This is a genomic window from Hymenobacter busanensis, from assembly GCF_008727865.1.
GTDB classification, from domain to species: Bacteria; Bacteroidota; Bacteroidia; order Cytophagales; family Hymenobacteraceae; genus Solirubrum; species Solirubrum busanense.
Genome location: NZ_VTWU01000005.1, coordinates 34,551 through 53,344 on the forward strand (window position 1 = coordinate 34,551; position 18,794 = coordinate 53,344).

13 protein-coding genes are annotated in these 18,794 nt (G+C 63.3%); 7 read left to right on the forward strand and 6 right to left on the reverse strand.

The genetic code is table 11. The annotated features are described in order from the left end of the window. The first annotated feature begins 3 nt into the window (after nucleotides 1-3). Both F0P96_RS21315 and F0P96_RS13680 read left to right on the forward strand, forming a co-directional pair. A complete protein-coding gene (locus tag F0P96_RS21315; protein ID WP_151079473.1) occupies nucleotides 4-855 on the forward strand; it encodes a TerB family tellurite resistance protein in 852 nt (283 codons plus the stop codon). A gap of 141 nt (nucleotides 856-996) precedes the next feature. Then, nucleotides 997-2,541 (forward strand): DUF4139 domain-containing protein, encoded by a 1,545-nt coding sequence (locus F0P96_RS13680; protein WP_160620296.1) that lies wholly within the window; start codon nucleotides 997-999, stop codon nucleotides 2,539-2,541. A gap of 5 nt (nucleotides 2,542-2,546) precedes the next feature. On the opposite strand, the gene F0P96_RS13685 is transcribed toward F0P96_RS13680, so the two are convergent. Together F0P96_RS13685 and F0P96_RS13690 are read right to left on the reverse strand one after the other, a co-directional pair. Next, nucleotides 2,547-3,701: a mechanosensitive ion channel family protein gene (locus F0P96_RS13685; protein WP_151079475.1), complete on the reverse strand. Its 1,155-nt coding sequence runs from the start codon at nucleotides 3,699-3,701 to the stop codon at nucleotides 2,547-2,549. Between the two features lie 91 nt (nucleotides 3,702-3,792). Next, the gene (locus tag F0P96_RS13690; RefSeq protein WP_151079476.1) at nucleotides 3,793-5,019 is read right to left on the reverse strand and encodes a Glu/Leu/Phe/Val dehydrogenase dimerization domain-containing protein; all 1,227 of its coding nucleotides are present in this window, start codon (nucleotides 5,017-5,019) and stop codon (nucleotides 3,793-3,795) included. A gap of 260 nt (nucleotides 5,020-5,279) precedes the next feature. On the opposite strand from F0P96_RS13690, the gene F0P96_RS13695 reads away from it, so the two are divergent. Beyond that, nucleotides 5,280-5,588: an ArsR/SmtB family transcription factor gene (locus tag F0P96_RS13695; RefSeq protein ID WP_151079477.1), complete on the forward strand. Its 309-nt coding sequence runs from the start codon at nucleotides 5,280-5,282 to the stop codon at nucleotides 5,586-5,588. A 206-nt stretch (nucleotides 5,589-5,794) separates the two neighbouring features. On the opposite strand, the gene hemA is transcribed toward F0P96_RS13695, so the two are convergent. Further along, entirely contained in the window at nucleotides 5,795-7,069 is a 1,275-nt protein-coding gene (gene hemA / locus F0P96_RS13700; protein WP_151079478.1) for a glutamyl-tRNA reductase, read from the reverse strand. A 369-nt stretch (nucleotides 7,070-7,438) separates the two neighbouring features. Between hemA and F0P96_RS13705 the strand changes: the two genes are divergently transcribed. Continuing rightward, nucleotides 7,439-8,620: an ATP-binding protein gene (locus F0P96_RS13705; protein WP_151079479.1), complete on the forward strand. Its 1,182-nt coding sequence runs from the start codon at nucleotides 7,439-7,441 to the stop codon at nucleotides 8,618-8,620. A 4-nt stretch (nucleotides 8,621-8,624) separates the two neighbouring features. Here F0P96_RS13705 and F0P96_RS13710 read toward each other — a convergent pair whose 3' ends face one another. The 3 genes from F0P96_RS13710 to F0P96_RS13720 are packed head-to-tail and all read right to left on the reverse strand — an operon-like array spanning nucleotide 8,625 to nucleotide 11,251. After that, nucleotides 8,625-9,743, reverse strand: a complete 1,119-nt coding sequence (locus F0P96_RS13710; RefSeq protein WP_151079480.1) for a lipocalin family protein — start codon at nucleotides 9,741-9,743, stop codon at nucleotides 8,625-8,627. Between the two features lie 42 nt (nucleotides 9,744-9,785). Then, nucleotides 9,786-10,526 carry a carboxypeptidase-like regulatory domain-containing protein gene (locus tag F0P96_RS13715; protein ID WP_160620298.1) on the reverse strand — a complete coding sequence of 247 codons (741 nt, stop codon included), beginning with the start codon at nucleotides 10,524-10,526 and terminating at the stop codon, nucleotides 9,786-9,788. Nucleotides 10,527-10,546: 20 nt separating this feature from the next. Next, on the reverse strand, nucleotides 10,547-11,251 hold the full coding sequence (locus F0P96_RS13720) for a carboxypeptidase-like regulatory domain-containing protein (RefSeq protein ID WP_160620300.1): 705 nt from the start codon (nucleotides 11,249-11,251) through the stop codon (nucleotides 10,547-10,549). A 205-nt stretch (nucleotides 11,252-11,456) separates the two neighbouring features. Between F0P96_RS13720 and F0P96_RS13725 the strand changes: the two genes are divergently transcribed. The 3 genes from F0P96_RS13725 to F0P96_RS13735 all read left to right on the forward strand — a co-directional run bounded on the left by F0P96_RS13725 (nucleotide 11,457) and on the right by F0P96_RS13735 (nucleotide 18,689). Then, a complete protein-coding gene (locus F0P96_RS13725; RefSeq protein WP_151079483.1) occupies nucleotides 11,457-13,250 on the forward strand; it encodes an amino acid permease in 1,794 nt (597 codons plus the stop codon). 126 nt (nucleotides 13,251-13,376) lie between these two features. Then, nucleotides 13,377-18,371 carry a DUF3320 domain-containing protein gene (locus tag F0P96_RS13730; RefSeq protein ID WP_151079484.1) on the forward strand — a complete coding sequence of 1,665 codons (4,995 nt, stop codon included), beginning with the start codon at nucleotides 13,377-13,379 and terminating at the stop codon, nucleotides 18,369-18,371. 6 nt (nucleotides 18,372-18,377) lie between these two features. After that, nucleotides 18,378-18,689 (forward strand): hypothetical protein, encoded by a 312-nt coding sequence (locus tag F0P96_RS13735; RefSeq protein ID WP_151079485.1) that lies wholly within the window; start codon nucleotides 18,378-18,380, stop codon nucleotides 18,687-18,689. Nucleotides 18,690-18,794: the final 105 nt, after the last annotated feature.

The following is an 18,794-nucleotide window of genomic DNA, read 5'->3' on the forward strand; positions in this document are numbered from 1 at the left end:
CTCATGGCCAACGAGCAACAAGTACTCCAGCAGTATTCCGAAGCAGAAAAAACCGCCTACCTAAGCGTTATTGCCAGTATTGCTTCGGCCGACCGCGAGGCCTCGGCCCCGGAAGTCGAGTTCTTGCAGCAGCTGGCCCAAACGGCGGGACTTTCGCCCCAGGGTACGCAACAAGTAGTGACGGCCGCGCAGGACTCGACCAACGAAAGCATCAAGGCTAACCTCGACCAGCTGCGCAACAGCCAGTTGCGCTTTTCCCTCGTGAAAGACCTCATCAGCTTTGCCCGCGCCGATGGCGCCTACGCCAACAACGAGGAGCAGATGGTCAATAAAATATCGGCCTACCTCGGTGTCAACCAAGAGCAGGTGCAAACCCTGGAGCAAGTAGCCGACCAACAGGCCGCGCAGCCCGAAGAAGCCCACCAGGAAGGTGGCGGCTTGTTTAGCGGTATCAGCGACAAACTCAACCAAGTGGGCATTCCGCCCCAGGCGGCCATGACGGGCCTGCTGACGGTGCTGGCCCCGATGGTGCTGTCGCGCGTGATGGGCGGCGGGCGTTCGGCCGGCTTGGGCGGCATGATGGGCGGCGGTGGCGGCCTTGGTGGGCTGCTCGGGGGTATGATGGGCGGTGGCGGCGGAGGCTTGGGCGGTTTGCTGGGCGGCATGGCCGGCGGTGGCAACCCCCACGGCGGCATGTCGCGCATGGGCGGCGGCCTGGGCACCATCATGTCGGTACTGGGCGGCTTGGGCGGCAACCCGCAAATGGGTGCCCGCACAGCCGGTGGCGGCGGCTTGGGTGGCCTCATGAACGGCGGCTTAGGCGGCATGCTCGGCGGGCTGCTCGGCGGCCGTTAGGCAGGATTCTTTTTCGAAATCAGATGCAACCGGCTGGTACCCACAGGTGCCAGCCGGTTTTTCGTTTCCTGCCGAGTTGTGCATCTTGCCGCATTCATTCTTCCGGCATTTCTGATGAGAATACGAGTACTGGTGAGTTGTTTGACCCTGTCGATAGGCGCCTACGCCCAAACACCGGCGCCCATTGTGGTGAGTCCCGAGCTGAAAGCGGTAACGCTGTACCTGAACCGCGCCGAGCTGACCCAGCAGGGCACGGTGGCGCTGCCGGCGGGCACGAGCACGGTACGCGTGCGGGGTCTGTCGAACTGGGCCAACCAGGAAAACATGGAAATCCGCTTCGGCGGGGAAGCCGAGCTGATGGCAGTAGGCGGCGAGGCGGCCGACCTGCCGCCTGGGCCCATCAACCGAGCCGCGCAGGATAGCCTCACACGGGCTGCCGAGGAACTGGAGCGGGTGAAGGCCGAGCTGAAAGCTTTGGAAGAGGAGCGCACCATGTGGCTGAGCAACCGCACGTTGCCCACCGGCACGCAGGCGAGCTGGAGCGCCGAGCTGCAGAAAGGCGCCACCTTGCTACGGACCCGACTCGTCGCCATTCAGCTGGAAACCAACAAGCTCACGGCGCAGCAAACCAACCTCGTCAACCAGATGGCCTTGCTGGGCAACCGCGTGGGGCAGGCCGCCAAAACCAGCAACGACGTGGTGCTGACCGTGCGCGCCGCCCGCGCCGGCACCGTGCCCCTCACGGTGCGCTACTTCACCGAAAATCCGGAACGGTACCGTTACTGGACGCCCGTGCTCGATATTCGGGCCGACGACGCGGCGCGCAAGCTGAACTTTGTGATGCGCGCCCAACTGCACAACCGCTCCTTCCTCGACTGGCAGCGGGTGAAGCTGACGCTGGTCAATCAAACGCTGGGAGAAGAGGACGTGTCGCGGCCCGAGCTGGCGCCCTGGGAGCTGGATTTCGATGGCAACGACAATGTTGGGGAAGGGCGGGTGGACGAGTTTCGGGTGAAGGGCACTGCCACCGGCCGCGCGGCCGAAGTAGTGCAAAGCACCCGCTACGTGGTGGCCGAGCCCCTGACGCTGGCCAGCAACCGGCGCCGCACCATCGAGCTGCCTTCGTTGCCGCTGCAGGGCACGCCCGAGTTTCTGGCTCTGCCCAAGCTTTCCGACAAGGTATTTCTGCAAACGAAAGTAACGGGCTGGGAGGGGCTACAGCTGCCCGAAGAGGCCAAAGTATACCACCGCGGGGCCTACGTGGGCGACACCAAACTGGAAACCAGAGCCTACAACGACTCGCTGGAAGTGTCGCTCGGTTTTGATGACCGCATCATCGTGAACCGGGCCAAAGTGGAGGACCTCAGCGGCAAGGCCGGGCTGAGCAACAACCGCCGCGTGCGCCTCACCTACGAGTTGAACGTGCGCAACCTGCACCCCGAGGCCGTACGGGTGCGCGTGCTCGACCAGGTGCCGATATCGGAGGAAAAGGAAATCCAGGTGAAAGTGCTCGATACCAGCGGCGCGCAGCTGGACGCCCAAACCGGCAAGCTCACCTGGATTGTGCCCTTGGCGGCCAACACCAACAAGAAGCTACGCTTCAGCTTCGAAGTGGAATACCCGCAGGACAAGCCGGTGGAAATCATCAACCACCGCGTGCGCATTTCCTCGCCCAAGTTCCGCTAGCGCGGCTACAGGATGGTGCTGCCGGTGCTGGTGCCGGAGCTGATGCCAGGGTCGGCGAGCATGCGCACCACGGTGGTGTTGGTGGCAAAGGTGCCGCCGTGGGCTTCCACAATTTCGAGGATGCGGTAGTTTACTTCCTCTTTCACGTCCAGGTATTCGTCGTAGGTGGGCACCTGCACGAAGTACTGCACCGACACGTCGCGGCCGCTTTGGGTGAGAGCCGCCAGCTTGATCTGTACCTCCTCGGGCACCACGTTGGGCAGCTGCAGCAGGTACTGGCGCAGCTCGGTGGCAATGCCCAGCAGCTGCTCGCGGGTGGTGTCGTGGCTGAAGTTCAGAGTGAAGGTTACGCGGCGTGCGGTGCGCAGCGAGAGGTTGTCGAGCGGCTTGTCAATCATCGAGCGGTTGGGCACCGTCACGTAGCTTTTTTCGGCTGTGCGCAGGCGTGTGCTCCGAAACCCAATCTTCTCCACGGTACCCGTAATGCCGCCCACCGTCACCAATTCGCCTACCTGGAAAGGCCGGTCGAGGAAGATGGTGAACGAGGCAATCAGGTTTTCGAGGCTTTCCTTGGCCGCAAACGCCACCGCCAAACCACCGATGCCCAAGCCGCCAATCAGCGCCGTCACGTTCACGGCAAACACCTGCCCGAGCATCACCAGGAAGGCGAAAATCAGCACCAGCACTTTCAGGAAGTCCTTGGCGAAGGGAATGAACTGCGCGTCGAGGCGGGTGTTGACGTTGGTCGTAAACTCGGCCCGGCGGCGGTACACCAACTCGGCAAAGTCGATGAGGCGCAGCACCACCCAGGCCATGGCCCAGATGACGCCCATCTGGTAGAGCCGGAACGCGGCCTTCTTCAGCCACGGCTCGTTGTGGGCCAGGTCGGTAACGCGTACGGGGTAGTCGAGCACGTTGAAGGCCAGAAACAGCGTAAACAGAAACAGCACCACCGACAGCGGCTGAATCAGTAAGGCATTGAGCTGCTGCTCGCTCACCCCAGCCGTGTACTTCTTGGTCAGCCGGTAAATCAGCTTCGCCACGATGCGCGACAGCAGCCGCCGCAGCAAAAAGCCCAGCAGCAGCACAATTCCGCAGACCATGAACTGCCCGACGGTATTGCCGAAAAAGCGCTGATTCAGAAAGTGTTGAACGTTCATGGCTGAATAAGGGAGTTGGTGGTGAGTAGCCCGATGCGGCTCCAATGGAACGGTACCCGGCTACTCACTACCCAATACGCAGTACCAAAAGCTACACCAGCTGCCGCAGCGCCAGCTCAAACGAGGTCCGGGCTAAGTGCGTGGATTGGGCACCTTGCTTGTGGGTGCGTTCCAGGGCCCGCAGAATGGTGCGCGAGATGTCGCCGAAAATAGCTTGGTCGGTGATTTCCGCATTGGTTTCCATCAGGTAGGCAAACACCCGCGCCATGCCGCAGTTGGCCACAAAGTCGGGAATGACGGCCGTGTGGGCGTCGGCGTACTCGCCGGTGGGGCCGAAGAAGATTTCGGGGTCGGCGAAGGGCACATTGGCACCGCTGGAAATTACCTCCAGGCCGTTGGCCAACAGCTGCTCTACCTGCTGGCGCGTAACGAGGCGCGAGGCCGCAGCCGGAATAAAGATTTCGGCGCCGCTGCTCCAGATTTGCTCGTTCACTTGCTCAAACGACAGCATATTGGCCGCCGTGAGGGCATTGCCCTGGCGCTGCAGAAACAGCTCGCGGATTTCCTCGAACGAGAAGCCTTCTGTGCTGAGCAGCCCGCCGGCCCGGTCGATGATGCCGGTAATGCGCACGCCTTGCTGAGCCAGATAGTAAGCCGCGGCAGCGCCCACGTTGCCCCAGCCCTGGATGATGGCCCGCTTGCCCGCCAGCTCGCCGCCCCACAGCGCGTAGTAATGCCGCACCGATTCGGCCACGCCGTAACCGGTAATCAGGTCGGCCACGGTGTAGCGGCGGTTGCGGTCGGGCGTGAAGGCGTCGTCTTCGACTACCTTGATAACGCCTTGGCGTAACTGACCGATTTTCTGAATCTTCTGCGGCTCGGTGGCGCGGTAGTGGCCCGTTACCACGCCTTCCTGAGGGTGCCAGAGGCCGTAGTCTTCGGTAATGGCAATGACCTCGTGAATTTCGTCCACGTTCAGGTCGCCGCCGGTGCCGTAGTAGCTCTTGAGCAGCGGAATAACGGCGCGGTACCATCGCTCCAGCACGCCGCGCTTGCGCGGGTCCTGCGGGTCGAAATTGATGCCCGACTTGGCCCCGCCAATGGCCGGCCCCGACACGGTAAACTTCACCTCCATCGTTTTGGCCAGGCTTTCCACCTCGCGCTTGTCGAGGCCCTTGCGCATGCGGGTGCCGCCGCCGGCCGCGCCGCCCCGCAGCGAGTTGATGACCACCCAGCCTTCGGCCTCGGTTTCAGAGTCTTTCCATTCAAAAACGATTTCGGGACGCTTGTTCTCGAAGGTGGCCAGCAGGTCGCGCATGGGTGGGGAAGGGTAGGTGAAAACAGAAAAAATCCAACAACCGCGACTTGGGCGCAAATCCGGCTGTGACGAGGCCAAAGGTACGGCGACCCGCTGATACCGGTCAATTTTAATCCATAATGGCCTTTTTAAAAGGCAAATGCCCTCGGAAGAAGTCAAAAAACTTACGCCCGTCCTATCTTTATAGGAACTTTAGAGTATAGGATACACGTATTACGCGTACTCCTCAACAAAGAATTGTCCACCGTTGCACGCCATCCATGAAACCACTGCTTTCGCGCGTTGAATCCAAGAAAGTGGATAAGGCGGCCGCGATGCTCAAAGTTTTGGCTCACCCCAAACGTTTGGCCATCGTTGATTTGCTGGGTAAAGAAGATAAAATGACCGTTACGGAAATCTACCGTACGCTCAGCCTCCCGCAGGCTATTGCTTCTCAGCATCTGATTACCTTGAAAGACCGCGGCATTTTGTCGTCGTTCAAGGTCGGCACCAAAATCTACTACTCGCTGTCCATTCCCAAACTGCTCGACGTGATTGACTCGCTCGAGGAGTGCTGCGACGCGCTGTAACACCGCCCAGCTCCACCATCCGGCAAAAGGCCCCGTCGAGTAACGGGGCCTTTTGCTTTTCGGCCGGTCCGATATCGGCCGCCCCATTGATTGCCAACGGCCGGTTGCGCGAGCTTAGAGGCCGAAAGCCGCAAGCGCAAAAAGCAAAGCGCCTTCCCGGTGAGAGAAGGTGCTTCGGCATGTAATAGCGGCCGCGAAATCGGCTCTTAGGCTTGCGTCGGCTGGCGTTCGAGGTCGAACAGGTCGTTGAGCACGTCGAGGAGCTGGTCGGCTTGGTCGCGCTTGCAGGCGGCTTTCAGCTGCAGCACGTGGCGCTTCAGCACCTTCTGCATCAAGGACTTGGTGATGTCGTCGAGGCGCTTGGCTTCGTCGGGGCTCATCTTTTTCTGGTAGCGGTCCAGCTCTTCCTGCCGAATTTGCTCCAGTCCCTCCTTCATGCGGTGAATGATGGGCGAAACGAGCATTTCGCGCGACCAGTCGTTGAGGCCGGTCATGCTCTCGGCAATGATGGCGCGCACCTGCGGCACGGCGGCCAAGCGCTGCTCCAGGGCTTCGTTAGCGCGGCTCTGAATAGCGTCGATGTTATAGACCAGCACGCCGGGCACGGTTTCCACTTCGGCCTCGATGCTGCGCGGCACCGAGAGGTCCACGAAGAACTTGAAGCTCAGCACGTCCAGGCGGCGCACCATGTCGGCCGTGAAGTAAGGCGTGTCGCGGGCGACCGACGAGATGATGACGTCGGCTTGCTGCAGGCCGTCTACCAGGTTCTCGAAGTCGAGCACCTTCAGGCCGCCGCACTCTTCGGCCAGGGCCTCGGCCTTGGAGCGGGTGCGGTTGCAGATGGTTACGTCGGCAAATTGCTTGCTGTCAGCCAGGTGGCGGCACACATCGGCGCCGATTTCGCCCAAGCCTACCACCAGCACGCGCGGGTTGGCCACGTCGGCAGTCAGCTCTTCCACCAGCTCCAGGGCGGCGTAGGAGGTAGAAGCGGCGCCGTCGCGGAACGAGGTTTCCTGCTGCACGCGCTTGTTGGTGAAGAACACCGTGTGCAGCAGGCGGTGCAGGAATGGGCCAGCGGCGTCGGCATCGGCCGACCACTGGTAGGCCTTTTTTACCTGGTTGCTGATCTGCAGGTCGCCTACTACTTGCGCGTCGAGGCCCATGGCCACCTCAAAGAGGTGCTGGGCGGCTTCGTCGCAGGAGTTGTAGAGCGAGAAGTACTCGTAGTAGGCCTCGATGTCGGCCACGCCTTTCAGCAGGCCGAGGGCTTCAATGATGGCCGGGCTTTGGTCACGCTCAGAAGCATAGAATACTTCCGTGCGGTTGCAGGTGCTGAGCACGAGCAGGTCGGAGAGGCCCAGCTCGTTGCGCAGCGTATCCAGAAAACGTCGGCAAGCAGCTTCATCCAACGCAATCAGCTCGCGAATGGCGAGCGGCGCGGTTTTGAAGGAGAGGCCAACAGCCTTGAAGGGGTGATTCATAGCGGGAGCTACGACGTCGTAGAGGTGGGGGACAAAATTACGCCGCAAATCGGTAGGGTAAAAACACCGGATGATGTTCGGAGGTTCGGCCCTAGCGGCGAAGTGCGTTTTTGGGGTGTTGAAGCGGTATTAGGGGCGGGGCGGGTGACAAAAATCATGTCCGCCGCGCTGCAGGAAGCAGGCCAGCGGGGTAATGCAAAGATGCGGGGCGAAGCGGCAGGCTGTCAATCACTTGATGATGTGGTTTTCGGGCCGTAGCCGGGCAAATGGCGGGCGAGGTATCCGCGGGCGAAGCGGCTGCGTACCTTCGCCGACGTACACGCAGCGTTGTAGGGGCTTAGTTGCCTGCCAACGTTTTCTTTTTTCGCCGTGCTGCCCATTTACGACCAAAAATCCCGGATTAAACTGCTCATTGTGGTGCTAGCGCTGGTTATCGGCGCCGTTACGGTGGTGTACACCAACCTGCTGGTGAGCAAGCTCTCGGAGCGGGAGCAGCAGCAAATTGACTTGTACGCCAAGGCGCTGCGCTTCACCATCAACACCGAGTCGGACGATACGAACGTGCAGTTTGTGTCGACGGAAATCATTCAGGCCAACAAGACGGTGCCGGTGATTCTGGCCGACGGCGACGGCAACATCATCGACGCCCGCAACCTGGATTTGCCCAAAGGGCTGAGCGAGGCCCAGCGGACGGAACTGCTGCAGCGCGAAATCGAGCACATGCGGGAGCTGCACCCGCCCATCGTGATTGAACTGGTGGGCGTGCGCAACTTTGTGTACTACAAAGACTCGGTGATTCTGAGCCAATTACGCACTTATCCGCTGGTGCAGCTGGCCGTTATTGCCTCGCTGGGCATCATTGCCTACTTCGCCTTCAGCTACTCCCGCCGCGCCGAGCAGAACCGCGTGTGGGTGGGCCTGGCCAAGGAAACCGCGCACCAGCTGGGCACGCCGCTCAGCAGCCTCATGGCGTGGCAGTCGTACCTGCGCGACTCGGAACGGTTCCGCGACGAGCCCATTGTGGAAGAGCTGGGCAAGGACATCCGGCGGCTCGAAATCATTACCGAGCGTTTCTCCAACATCGGCTCGATACCGATTCTGAAGGACGAGGACATCTACGAAGTGGCCGAACGTGCCATCGACTACCTCAAGGTGCGCGTGTCGCGCAAGGTGACGTTTAAAGTAGAAACCCTGCTGGCACCCGGCACCACGGCCAAGCTGAACGTGCCGCTGCTGGAATGGGTCATCGAGAATATCTGCAAAAACGCCGTCGATGCCATGGACGGGCGCGGCAGCATTACGGTAGTCATTCGGCACGGCGGCCGGCAGAACAAGCAGATTGCCCTCGACATTACCGACACCGGCAAGGGCATTCCGAAGAGCAAGGTGGAGACGGTGTTTCAGCCGGGCTACACCACCAAAAAGCGCGGCTGGGGCCTGGGGCTGGCTTTGGCCAAGCGCATTATCGAAAACTACCACGCCGGCCGGCTCTACGTGCGCTGGTCGGAGGTGGGCAAGGGCACCACGTTTCGGGTGCTGCTGAACGCTTAATGGGCTATTTGTTGACGGCTTCGGCCGCTTCCGAAGCAGCAGCGGCGGGCAGCTTGTCGTCTTGGCGGTTGGTGAGTTCCACGTAGCTCTGGCCCTGCACCGGGCGGCCGTGGTGGGTGCCCGTTACGCGGCACATACCTTCCCAGTAATGCATCTTGATGCCGGCTATAAGCTTGATGTTCAACTCCTGGTCGGGCACTACGGGCTCAATAACAAGGTCGTAGCCCTGACTGGGAATGCGCACGCGCCACTTGCTGGGGTAGCGCAGCTTGGAGTGCGAGCTGGTCCAGTGGGCCAGGGTTTCGAGCTGAAAGTCGGACTCGGCCAGATGGGTGTTGCGGTTGTCGGCGCTGTAGTGCGAGCCGCCGCCGAGGTGCCGGGCGCTGGCGTTGTCGTGCACGGTGTAGAGCATCAGCTCCTCGCGGGGCTCGTCGAGCTGGATGCTGAACCAGTCCCAGCCGATGTCTTTGCGCGTGACGGCGCCGCAGTTCCACTGCCGGTCGTACCACAGCTCGCCGCTCACGGCGTGGGGCTTGCCGTCGATGAGCAACGTGCCGCGGGTGCGCAGGCGCGGGTAGCTGTAGTAGCCCGCCGAGGCGATGTTGCCGTAGTTTTCGTAGCCGGTGCCGCCGTGCAGCAGAACGGGCTTGGCCGGCTCGGTGCGCAGGTTCAGGCCAAAGCCGGGGTGGTTGGTGAGGTTGGCCTGCAACTGGTAGCGGCCTTCCTGCCCGCGTAGGGTCCAGGTCTGGGTTTTCTTGCTGAGGCTGAGGTCAAGGGGCAGGGTAGCGGGTAACTCCGCGGGCAGGCCGCTCCACTTGTAGTCGTAGCGGAAGCGGCGCTGCTGCGGGTCGGTCAGGGCCACGTTCACCATCAGGTGGTCCTTCTTGCCGGTGGGGTTGAAGTGAAAAAACACGTATTCCAACCCGTATTGCTGGCCCGATACGGAGTCGCGCAGGTGGCCGGTGAAGTACCACCATTCGAGGGAATTGCGGCGGTGCGGGGCCTCTTCCTGCGGCAGTTGGGCGTGGGTGGCCTGGACGTCGTGTTGGGTGGTCGGCTTGAGGGAGCAGCTGGGGCTGAGCAGCGCCAGCAACAGGGCCACGGCCGGAAGCAGCTTGTTCATCGGGGAAATAAGCGGCAGGATGACCGAAAGGTTTCCTCGACGTTAATAGCGGCGAAAGGGCTGGGTGATGCGCCACCAGAGGCTGCGCGGGGAGTACCAGGGGGGCATTTCGAAATTGCCCTTGATATCAACACTTAGCCCAAGGTCAATATTGGCTTGCTGCATGCTAGAATCTACGGGCCTCTCTAGGTTCACATAGCCAATGGAAAAAACGACCAAAGTAGAATAGGTGTCGGCCTTTTCGCTTGGTATCGTGAAAGAAAAGGTGCCGTCGGCAGCGGTTGAAATGCCAATGGTAGTGCCTTTGAGTAAAATTGTCGCGCCAGGGAGTGGCTCTCCGTTGGTGCTATCGATTACCCTGCCGCGCACCACTATAGGCGCCGCATTGAATGGCGACGCTTCCGGCCCAATAGGTTCGGCCAGCTCTGCTGCTCTCTCAACGGCCGGCGCTGAACTCGCCACTTTTTCAACGGCTTGGGCTACGCTAGCTTCAGCCGACAGTTCCCGCAGGCCCCACAGTGCGAAAACAGCCGCCAGCCACGTGCGCCAGCGCGGCGCGGAAGCCGCCGGCTCCAGCAGCGGCCGCGCCACCTGATGCGCCGCAAACCGTCCGCAGGTATTGCCGCGGTGCTGACGGAAGTAAGCCAGTAGCTCGGCATCGGTCTTCTGGGTAAAGTCGATGACTACTTTCTGGCAAGCGGTGCAATGGCGGCCGGTGACGGTAGGCGTCATCAGTTGCCAGTCTTCGTGGCAAGGCTGCGGAATGCGGATAACCGTTTTCATAGCAGATGTTGTAATGGGACCTAGTGAATAAATAAGCTGCGTGCCCGCCACCATAAACTGCTAGGCGAGTACCATGGGGATATTTTGGTAATAACAACTTCGCCCATTGTCCGAGAATCGGCCGCCAACGCAATAGTTTGTCCTTGCAGCGCTCCTGGCTTCAGATGCTGCTTGACGTAACCAACTGAAGAAATGGTAATAAGCGGGGTTCTGCTGACAACCGATATGTCAGCAGGTAGTTCAAGGGAAAAAGAGCCATCCACAGCCGATGCAACCCCAATAGTTGTGTTGGTAAGCAGAATGGTTGCGCCAGGCACCGGCTCGTGCGTGGCCGAATCGACCACCACACCGCGCACCACTATAGGCGCCGCGTTGAACGGCGAAGCTTCCGGTCCGATGGGTTCGGCCAGCCCTGCTGCTTTCTCACCGGACGGTGTCCGCTCAATTACTTTCTCAACCGGCTGGCCCTGTGCCAAGCCGACTTCGGCCGACAGCTCCCGCAGGCCCCATAGCGTAGCGGCGGCCGCCAGCCACGTGCGCCACGGCATACCGGCCGAACGAGCGGGCTGCAATGGGCGCTGAAGCTGGCCCGCAGCAAAACGCCCGCAGGTGTTGCCGGGGCGCTGCCGCAGGAAAGCCAGCAGCTCGGCATCGGTTTTCTGGGTGAAGTCAATGACTACTTTTTGGCAGGCGGCGCAGTGGCGGCCTGTGGCGGTAGGCGTCATGGCGTCCCAGCTTTCGTGGCAGGGCTGCGGAACGGCGAGGGTAACGGTGGGGCGGGGCATGATGTGGCAATGAAGGCGTTTCGGGAAGTGGATGCCGCCGTTGCGCGAATTCCACACGGCCCCGGAAAACTTTCTGCCGAAGCCCCGCCGCATTATTCTCTATCTTTTCGGCCGTATTTCCCTACTTCTTCCGACTCCCCGTCGAATGGCTTCCAACTCCCTGTTTCGCCGCAAAGACCTGGCGACGATTCTCCACAACCCACCTGCCGACGCCGCCCCGCACCCCGGCGACGTACCCGGCGCCGTGCACGAAGGCGGCCTCGCCCGGCATCTCACCGTACGCGACCTCACCGCCCTGGGCATTGCCGCCGTCATCGGGGCGGGCATCTTCAGCACCATCGGCAACGCCTCGCACGACGGCGGTCCGGCCGTGTCGCTCTTGTTTGTCTTCACGGCTATTGCCTGCGCCTTTTCGGCCCTGTGCTACGCGCAGTTTGCCGCCACCATTCCCGTGTCGGGCTCGGCCTACACCTACGCCTACGCCTCCTTCGGCGAGCTGGCAGCCTGGATCATCGGCTGGGCGCTCATCATGGAGTATGCCGTGGGCAACATCGTGGTGGCCATCAGCTGGTCCGACTACTTCACCGGCCTGCTCGACGGCATCGGCGTGCACCTGCCGGCCTACCTCACAATGGGCACGCAGAGCGCCTATCAGGGCTTTCACGCCGTGCTCGACCTCATGCAGGCCGGCAAGCCGCTTACGGAGGCCTCGCCCGCGCAGCTCGACGCCTACAAGGTGTGGAACGCCGCGCCCGCGCTGTTCGGCGACGTGAAGCTGGTGTGCGACCTGCCCGCTTTCGTCATCACGGCGCTGGTTACGGCGCTGGTATACATTGGCATCAAGGAATCGAAAACGGCCAGCAACCTGCTGGTGCTCTTGAAGATGACCGTGGTGCTCATCGTGATTGTAGTGGGCGCGTTCTACGTGAAAACCGGTAACTGGACGCCCTTCGCGCCCAACGGCGTGGGCGGCGTGCTCAAGGGCGTGTCGGCCGTGTTCTTCGCCTACATCGGCTTCGATGCCATTTCGACCACCGCCGAAGAGTGCAACAACCCGCAGCGCGACTTGCCCCGCGCCATGATTTACGCGCTGGTCATTTGCACGGTGCTCTACGTGGTCATCACGCTGGTACTCACCGGCATGGTGTCGTACAAAGAGCTGGGCGTGGGCGACCCGCTGGCCTTCGTGTTCGAGAAAGTGGGCCTCGACTGGCTGGCCGGCGTAGTCGCCGTGTCGGCCGTGTTTGCCATGACCTCGGTGCTGCTCGTGTTCCAGATCGGCCAACCGCGCATCTGGCTGACGATGAGCCGCGACGGGCTGCTGCCCAAGGTGTTTGCCCGCGTGCACCCGCGCTTCCACACGCCCTCGTTCAGCACCATCGTCACGGGCCTGTTTGTGGGCGTACCGGCCTTGCTGCTGAACATGGACCTCGTCATCGACCTGACGAGCATCGGCACGCTGTTCGCCTTCGCGTTGGTGTGCGGCGGCATCCTCATCATCGACCCGCTCGGTCAATCCGACGCCCGCTTCAAGGTACCCTACCTCAACGGCCGCTTCCTGGTGCCGCTCATTCTGGCGGTGCTCGGCGGCTTGGTGCTGGTGTACAACCGCGACAACGTCAACGAATTCACCCGCCTCGTGACCTTCCAGGAGGGCTACGAGGGCTTCCGTCACCAGATTCCGATGCTCGTGTTCCTGCTCTTCTGCGTGGGCTTGTCGGTGGTGTCGTTCACCAAAAGCCTAAGCCTCCTGCCGGTGCTGGGTTTGCTCACCAACCTTTACCTGATGACGCAGCTGGGCATCAGCAACTGGCTGCTGTTCGGGGCCTGGCTGGTTATCGGCCTGAGCATCTACTTCAGCTACGGCTACTACCACAGCAAACTGAGCCCCACGCCCGGCGTGCGCCCCGGCCAGCACCTGCGCAAGCGGCGGGCCTAGCTGCGGCACCTCGACCGGCGAAAAAGCCCGGCTGCTGAGCAAGCGGCCGGGCTTTTTTTGCGCACCCGCCGGCCGAGTGCTATACTTGACGATGGTTCGTGCCATGCCTATTCGATTGTGCCTCTTATGGAATCCGTTACCGATTCGCTCGTAGCTGCCGTTTCCCTCACCGCCCGCCTCGAAGCCTCCCGCCAGGAGCTGCTCGACCTGGGTCTGCGTAACCCGTTGCTCAACTTCCGCCCCTCGAAAGCCCAGGGCGTGACGGTGGTGCAGGAAGAGTCGGCGCAGGTGCTCGATATCTTGGTGCGCCAGGGCAAACCCATGTATTTCTCCGCCACCCCGGAGCCCGCGCGGCAAAAGCCGGGAGGCGAGGCCTCCGCGGAAGCCGCCCAAGCGACGGAGGTTGTTGAAGATGCTGGAAAAGACCGGGCTACGCCACTGCCTGAGCCGGCCCAAGCCGAGGTGCCGACGCTGGAACACTACCTGGAGGAGCATCCGCCCGCGGCGCTTTCTGAAGCCGCCCAGCAGGCCCTGCTCACCGACAACCGGCTGCAAACGGCCGAGCCGTTGGCCCGGCTGGAAACCCGGCTGCTCAACACCTACTACACGGCCCGCACCAGCCTGGAAGAAACCGGCGTCAACATCCTGTACTTGGCCCTGGGCCAGCTGACCTGGTACGAAGCCGAAAGCAGCGCCGAGCCGCGCCAAGCCCCGCTGGTGCTGGTGCCGGTGGTGCTGGAGCGCGGCACCGTGGCCGAGCGGTTCAAACTCACCTACTCCGGCGCCGAAGTCGAGGGCAACCTCTCGCTGCAGGCCCGTCTGAAAGCCGATTTCGGTATCGTCCTGCCCGACTTCGACCCCGACAACCAGCCGCTGCCGGAGTACTTTGCCGCCGTGCGCGCGGCCCTGGGCGGGCGCGGCCGCTGGCAGGTAGCGGCCGATGCCATTGCGCTGGGTTTCTTCTCCTTCAGCAAGCTGATGCTGTACCGCGACCTGGACCCGGCCACCTGGCCCGCCACGGCTGAGGGCACGTCGGCGCTGCTGGAGCACCCGGCCATCCGCGCCCTGCTCGACCACGAAACCGGCTTCGACGACCCGGCGCCGAGCGTGGGCGAGCAGGCGTTTCTCGACACCGAAAGCCCGGCCCACGAGCTGCACCAGGTACTCGACGCCGACTCTTCGCAGCTGCTGGCTTTGCTGGCCGTGCAGGAGGGACGCAACCTGGTCATCCAGGGCCCGCCCGGCACGGGCAAGTCGCAGACCATTGCCAACCTGCTGGCCGAAGCCATCGGGGCGGGCAAGAAAGTGCTGTTCGTGGCCGAAAAAATGGCCGCCCTGGAAGTGGTGAAGCGCCGCCTCGACGCCCTGGACCTGGGCGTGGCCTGCCTGGAACTGCACAGCCACAAAGCCAACAAGAAAAGCCTGCACGACGAGCTGAAGGCCACGCTGGCCCTGGGCCGCCCGGCCTCCGCGGCGGCCGTGCAGGACCAAGCTGCCCAGCTGCCGCGCTACCGCCTAGTTCTTAACGACTACGCGCTGGCCGTGAATGCGCCCATCGGCCGCAGCCGCCGCACGGCCCAGCAGGTGGCGGGTGAGCTGCTGCGCCTGCGCACCGAGCAGGGCGGGGCCGAGCTGCCGCGCATTCCGTTCGGAGGGCTGCCGGAATGGACCGATGCCGACGCCGCCCACGCCGAAGACCTAGCGGCGCGCCTGCAGGCCACGTTGCTTAAAACCGGTGCGCCCCGGCAGTTGCGCTTCTGGGGGAGCGAGCTGACCGTGCTGCTGCCTGCCGACCAAGACCAACTCACCCGGCACCTGCAGCAGGCCGCCGCGGCCGTAGCCGCGCTGCAACAGCAGGCCGAAGGCTTGGCCCGGCATCTGCAGGTGCCTCTGCCAGCCACGCGTGCCGCCGCCGAAGCCTTGCTGCCGGCCGCCCGCCACGCGCAGTTGGCTCCTTCTTTGTCGGGCGTGGCCGTGGCCGATGCGGCCTGGGCCCCGCAAGCCAGCGCGCTGCACGAAATCCTGCTGGCCGGCGAAGCGCAAGCGGCCCTGCATCAGCAGTACGACACCGTGTTGCTGCCCGAAGCTTGGCAGCAGCAACTGCTGGCCGAGCGAGCGGCCGTGCTGGCCTACGGCGACAAATGGTGGAAATTCCTCAGCGGCGACTTCCGCCGGGCCCGCAAACGCCTGCAAAGCCTGTGGCGCACGGCCCTGCCCGCCGAGCCCGCCGCCCTGGTCGCCGCCATCGACGCGGTGCACGACGCCGGCCGCCATGCTCAGGCCGTGGCCGACGCTCGCAGCCTCGGCCAGCGGCTGTTCGGCCCCGGCTGGCAGGAGCTGTGCACCGACTGGGCTGCTCTGCGCCGTACCACGGACTACCTGACGCTCACCCACCAGCGCATTCTGCGGGGTGAGCTGCCCGCTGCGCTGCTTGGCTACCTGGAAAGCCTGGCCAGTGGTACTACGACTCAAAGTCGTAGTACCACTATCGTTGATCAACCCGACGCGGCACAATCCGGCATCGAACAACCCAGCGCGGAACAAGTCGCGGCTGATCAATCCGCATCGGCGCCCACCTCCCCGCTGCCCGCCCAGCTGGGCAAACTGCTGGCGAGCCTGGAAACGGCGCTGGCTCAGCACCGCGCGGCCGTGCAAGCGGTGGTAGAGGCGCTGCGCCTGAACGAAGTCCGGCGCTTTGGGCCCGACGGGCGGCTGCAGTTTCAGCCCTTCGCCGAGCAGGCCGCCGTGCTGGCCGCCTGGCAAAGCCACCTGCCCGAGCTGCACTTGGCCACGGAATGGAACAACGTAGCGGCCGCGGCCCAGGCCGAGCACCGGCCCGAGCTGCTGGTGCTGGCCGAAGCCTGGCCCGGGGCAGCACAGCATCTGCGGGCCGCCGTGCGCCAAACCTGGCTGGAGTTTTTGCAGAAGCAGGCCTACGAGCAGCACCCGGCGCTGCGCCAGTTTGAGCGCGCCAGCCACGAGGAAACCGCCGCCCGCTTCCGCGCCGCCGACCGCGCCAGCCTGCTGCACAACCGCGTCCGCGTCATGACGCGGCACCACGACGGGCTGCCCAACCCGCAGCTACCTACGGCCGGTGGGCAGATGGCCATTCTCAAAAACGAATTCGCCAAGAAAACCCGCCACCTGCCCATTCGCCAGCTCATGCAGCGGGCCGGGCGGGTGGTGCAGGCCATCAAGCCGGTGTTCATGATGTCGCCGCTATCGGTGGCCAGCTTTCTGCCGCCCGGCGCGTTGGAGTTCGACTTGGTCGTCTTCGACGAAGCCTCGCAGGTGAAGCCCGTGGACGCGCTGGGCGCCGTGGCGCGGGGCAAAAAGCTGGTGGTGGTGGGCGACTCCAAACAGCTGCCGCCCACCTCCTTCTTCGATTCGCTGACGGGCACCGGCGAGGCCGCCGACGAGGAAAACGTGACGGCCGACATCCAGAGCATCCTGGAGCTGTGCAAGGCCCGGCAGATGCCCGAGCGCATGCTGCGCTGGCACTACCGCAGCCTGCACCAGTCGCTAATTGCGGCTTCCAACCACCTGTTCTACGAGGACAAGCTGGTGATTTTCCCCAGCCCCGGCGGCCAGGGCCAGTTGGGTTTGGTGTACCATCACCTGCCCAATACTTACTACGAACGGGGCACTACCCGCACCAATCCGCTGGAAGCCCAGGCCGTGGCCGAAGCCGTGCTGCACCACGCCCGCACCACGCCCCGGCTCACGCTGGGCGTGGTGGCCTTCAGCACGGTGCAGCGTCAGGCCATTCAGGACGCGCTAGAAGTACTGCGCCGCCAGCACCCCGAAACCGAGGCCTTCTTCGCCGCCCACCAGCACGAGCCGTTCTTCATCAAGAACCTGGAAAACGTGCAGGGCGATGAGCGCGACGTGATGCTGATCAGCATCGGCTACGGGCGCACCAAAGACGGGTATCTGTCGATGAGTTTCGGGCCGCTGAACGGGGAGGGCGGCGAGCGGCGGCTCAACGTGCTCATTACCCGCGCCAAGCAGCGCTGCGAGGTGTTCACCAACCTCTCCGCCGACGACCTGGACCTGAGCCGCACCCGGGCCCGGGGCGTAGCCGCGCTCAAAACCTTCCTAAACTTCGCCCAACACGGCCGCCTGAACCAGAACGAGGAAACCGGCCGCGACATGGAGTCGCCCTTCGAAGAAGCGGTGTACCGTGCCCTCACGGCCCGGGGCTACCAGCTGCGCCCGCAGATCGGCTCCCAGGGCTTTTTCATCGACTTGGCCGTGGTCGACCCTGACCAGCCGGGCCGCTACGTGCTCGGCATCGAGTGCGACGGGGCCATGTACCACGCCGCCCGCTCGGCCCGCGACCGGGACCGGCTGCGCCAACAGGTGCTGGAAGCCGTGGGCTGGCGCCTGCACCGCATCTGGAGCACCGACTGGTTCCGCGACCCGGAGCGCGAAACTGCGCGGGCCGTAGCCGCCATCGAAGAAGCCCGCCGTCTGGCCGCCCTCGACGAGTCCGACGAGCCGGAGGAAGCACTCCTGCCCGAGCCCGCCGCGCTGGAGCGCGAAGAACCCGCCGCGCCCAATGCCAACCCGGCCGTGGAGCCCTATCAGGTGGCCTTATTGCCCGATACCATCCGGCTGCAGGAGCTGCACCAGCACGGCCTGGGCCAGCTGGCGAAGTGGCTGAGCGTGGTGGTGGGAGTGGAAAGTCCGGTCCACATCGAAGAAGCCACCCGGCGCTTGGCCCACGCCAGCGGGGCCAGCCAAGTGGGCGCCCGCATCCGCAAAGTGGGGCGCGACGCGGCCCTGCTGGCCCAGAACCTGCACTACCTGCGCCAGCAGGGCGACTTTTTGTGGGCCCCGGCCATGCAGCAGCCCCCGCTGCGCGACCGGAGCCAGCTGCCGGCTATTTCCCGCAAGCTCGCTTTCGTGGCGCCCGAAGAGCTGGCCCTGGCCCTGCGCACGGTGGTGGAGCAAAGCTTCGCGCTGCCCCGGGAAGCCGTATTTCTGCCCGCCGTGCGCCTGCTAGGCTTCTCCCGCCTCAGCGACGACATGCGCCAGCTGCTGGAGCCTGCGCTGACCGGCTTGCTGGAAAGGGGCGAACTGGTAGAGCTGAACGGCATTCTGAAGCCGGCGGGGTGAAAGGCTATGAGCGGTCTTGATCGGGTGCGAAGCTGGGTGGAAGCCGGTAAGCAGATTGGGCCAGTCATCCGCTACGAGCGTGGTGGTCGGCCCTGTTGGTTATCTGTCGGCATCCAGCGTTGGGAAGGCATTTACAAGCGCTACGTGTCCGAAATACGGGAAGTCGACATGAGCAGGGAGGCGTTTATCCGCGACGAAATCATTCCTTATGCCAGCTTTGAAGAGCTGCTGGCCGCTTACCCGCAGCAAACCGATATTCCAATAGAAGACTTGGCGCCGCTGAAAGGACAACGGCTATTCAACCCACGCTTCGGCTAAGCAGAACCCTTACAGCTTAACTAGTTAGTGAATCTACTAACGGTTGGGTTTCTGGGCAAAACCGAGGCGGGCTGGTTTTGGCGTATGTATGGCTTCACATCGGGA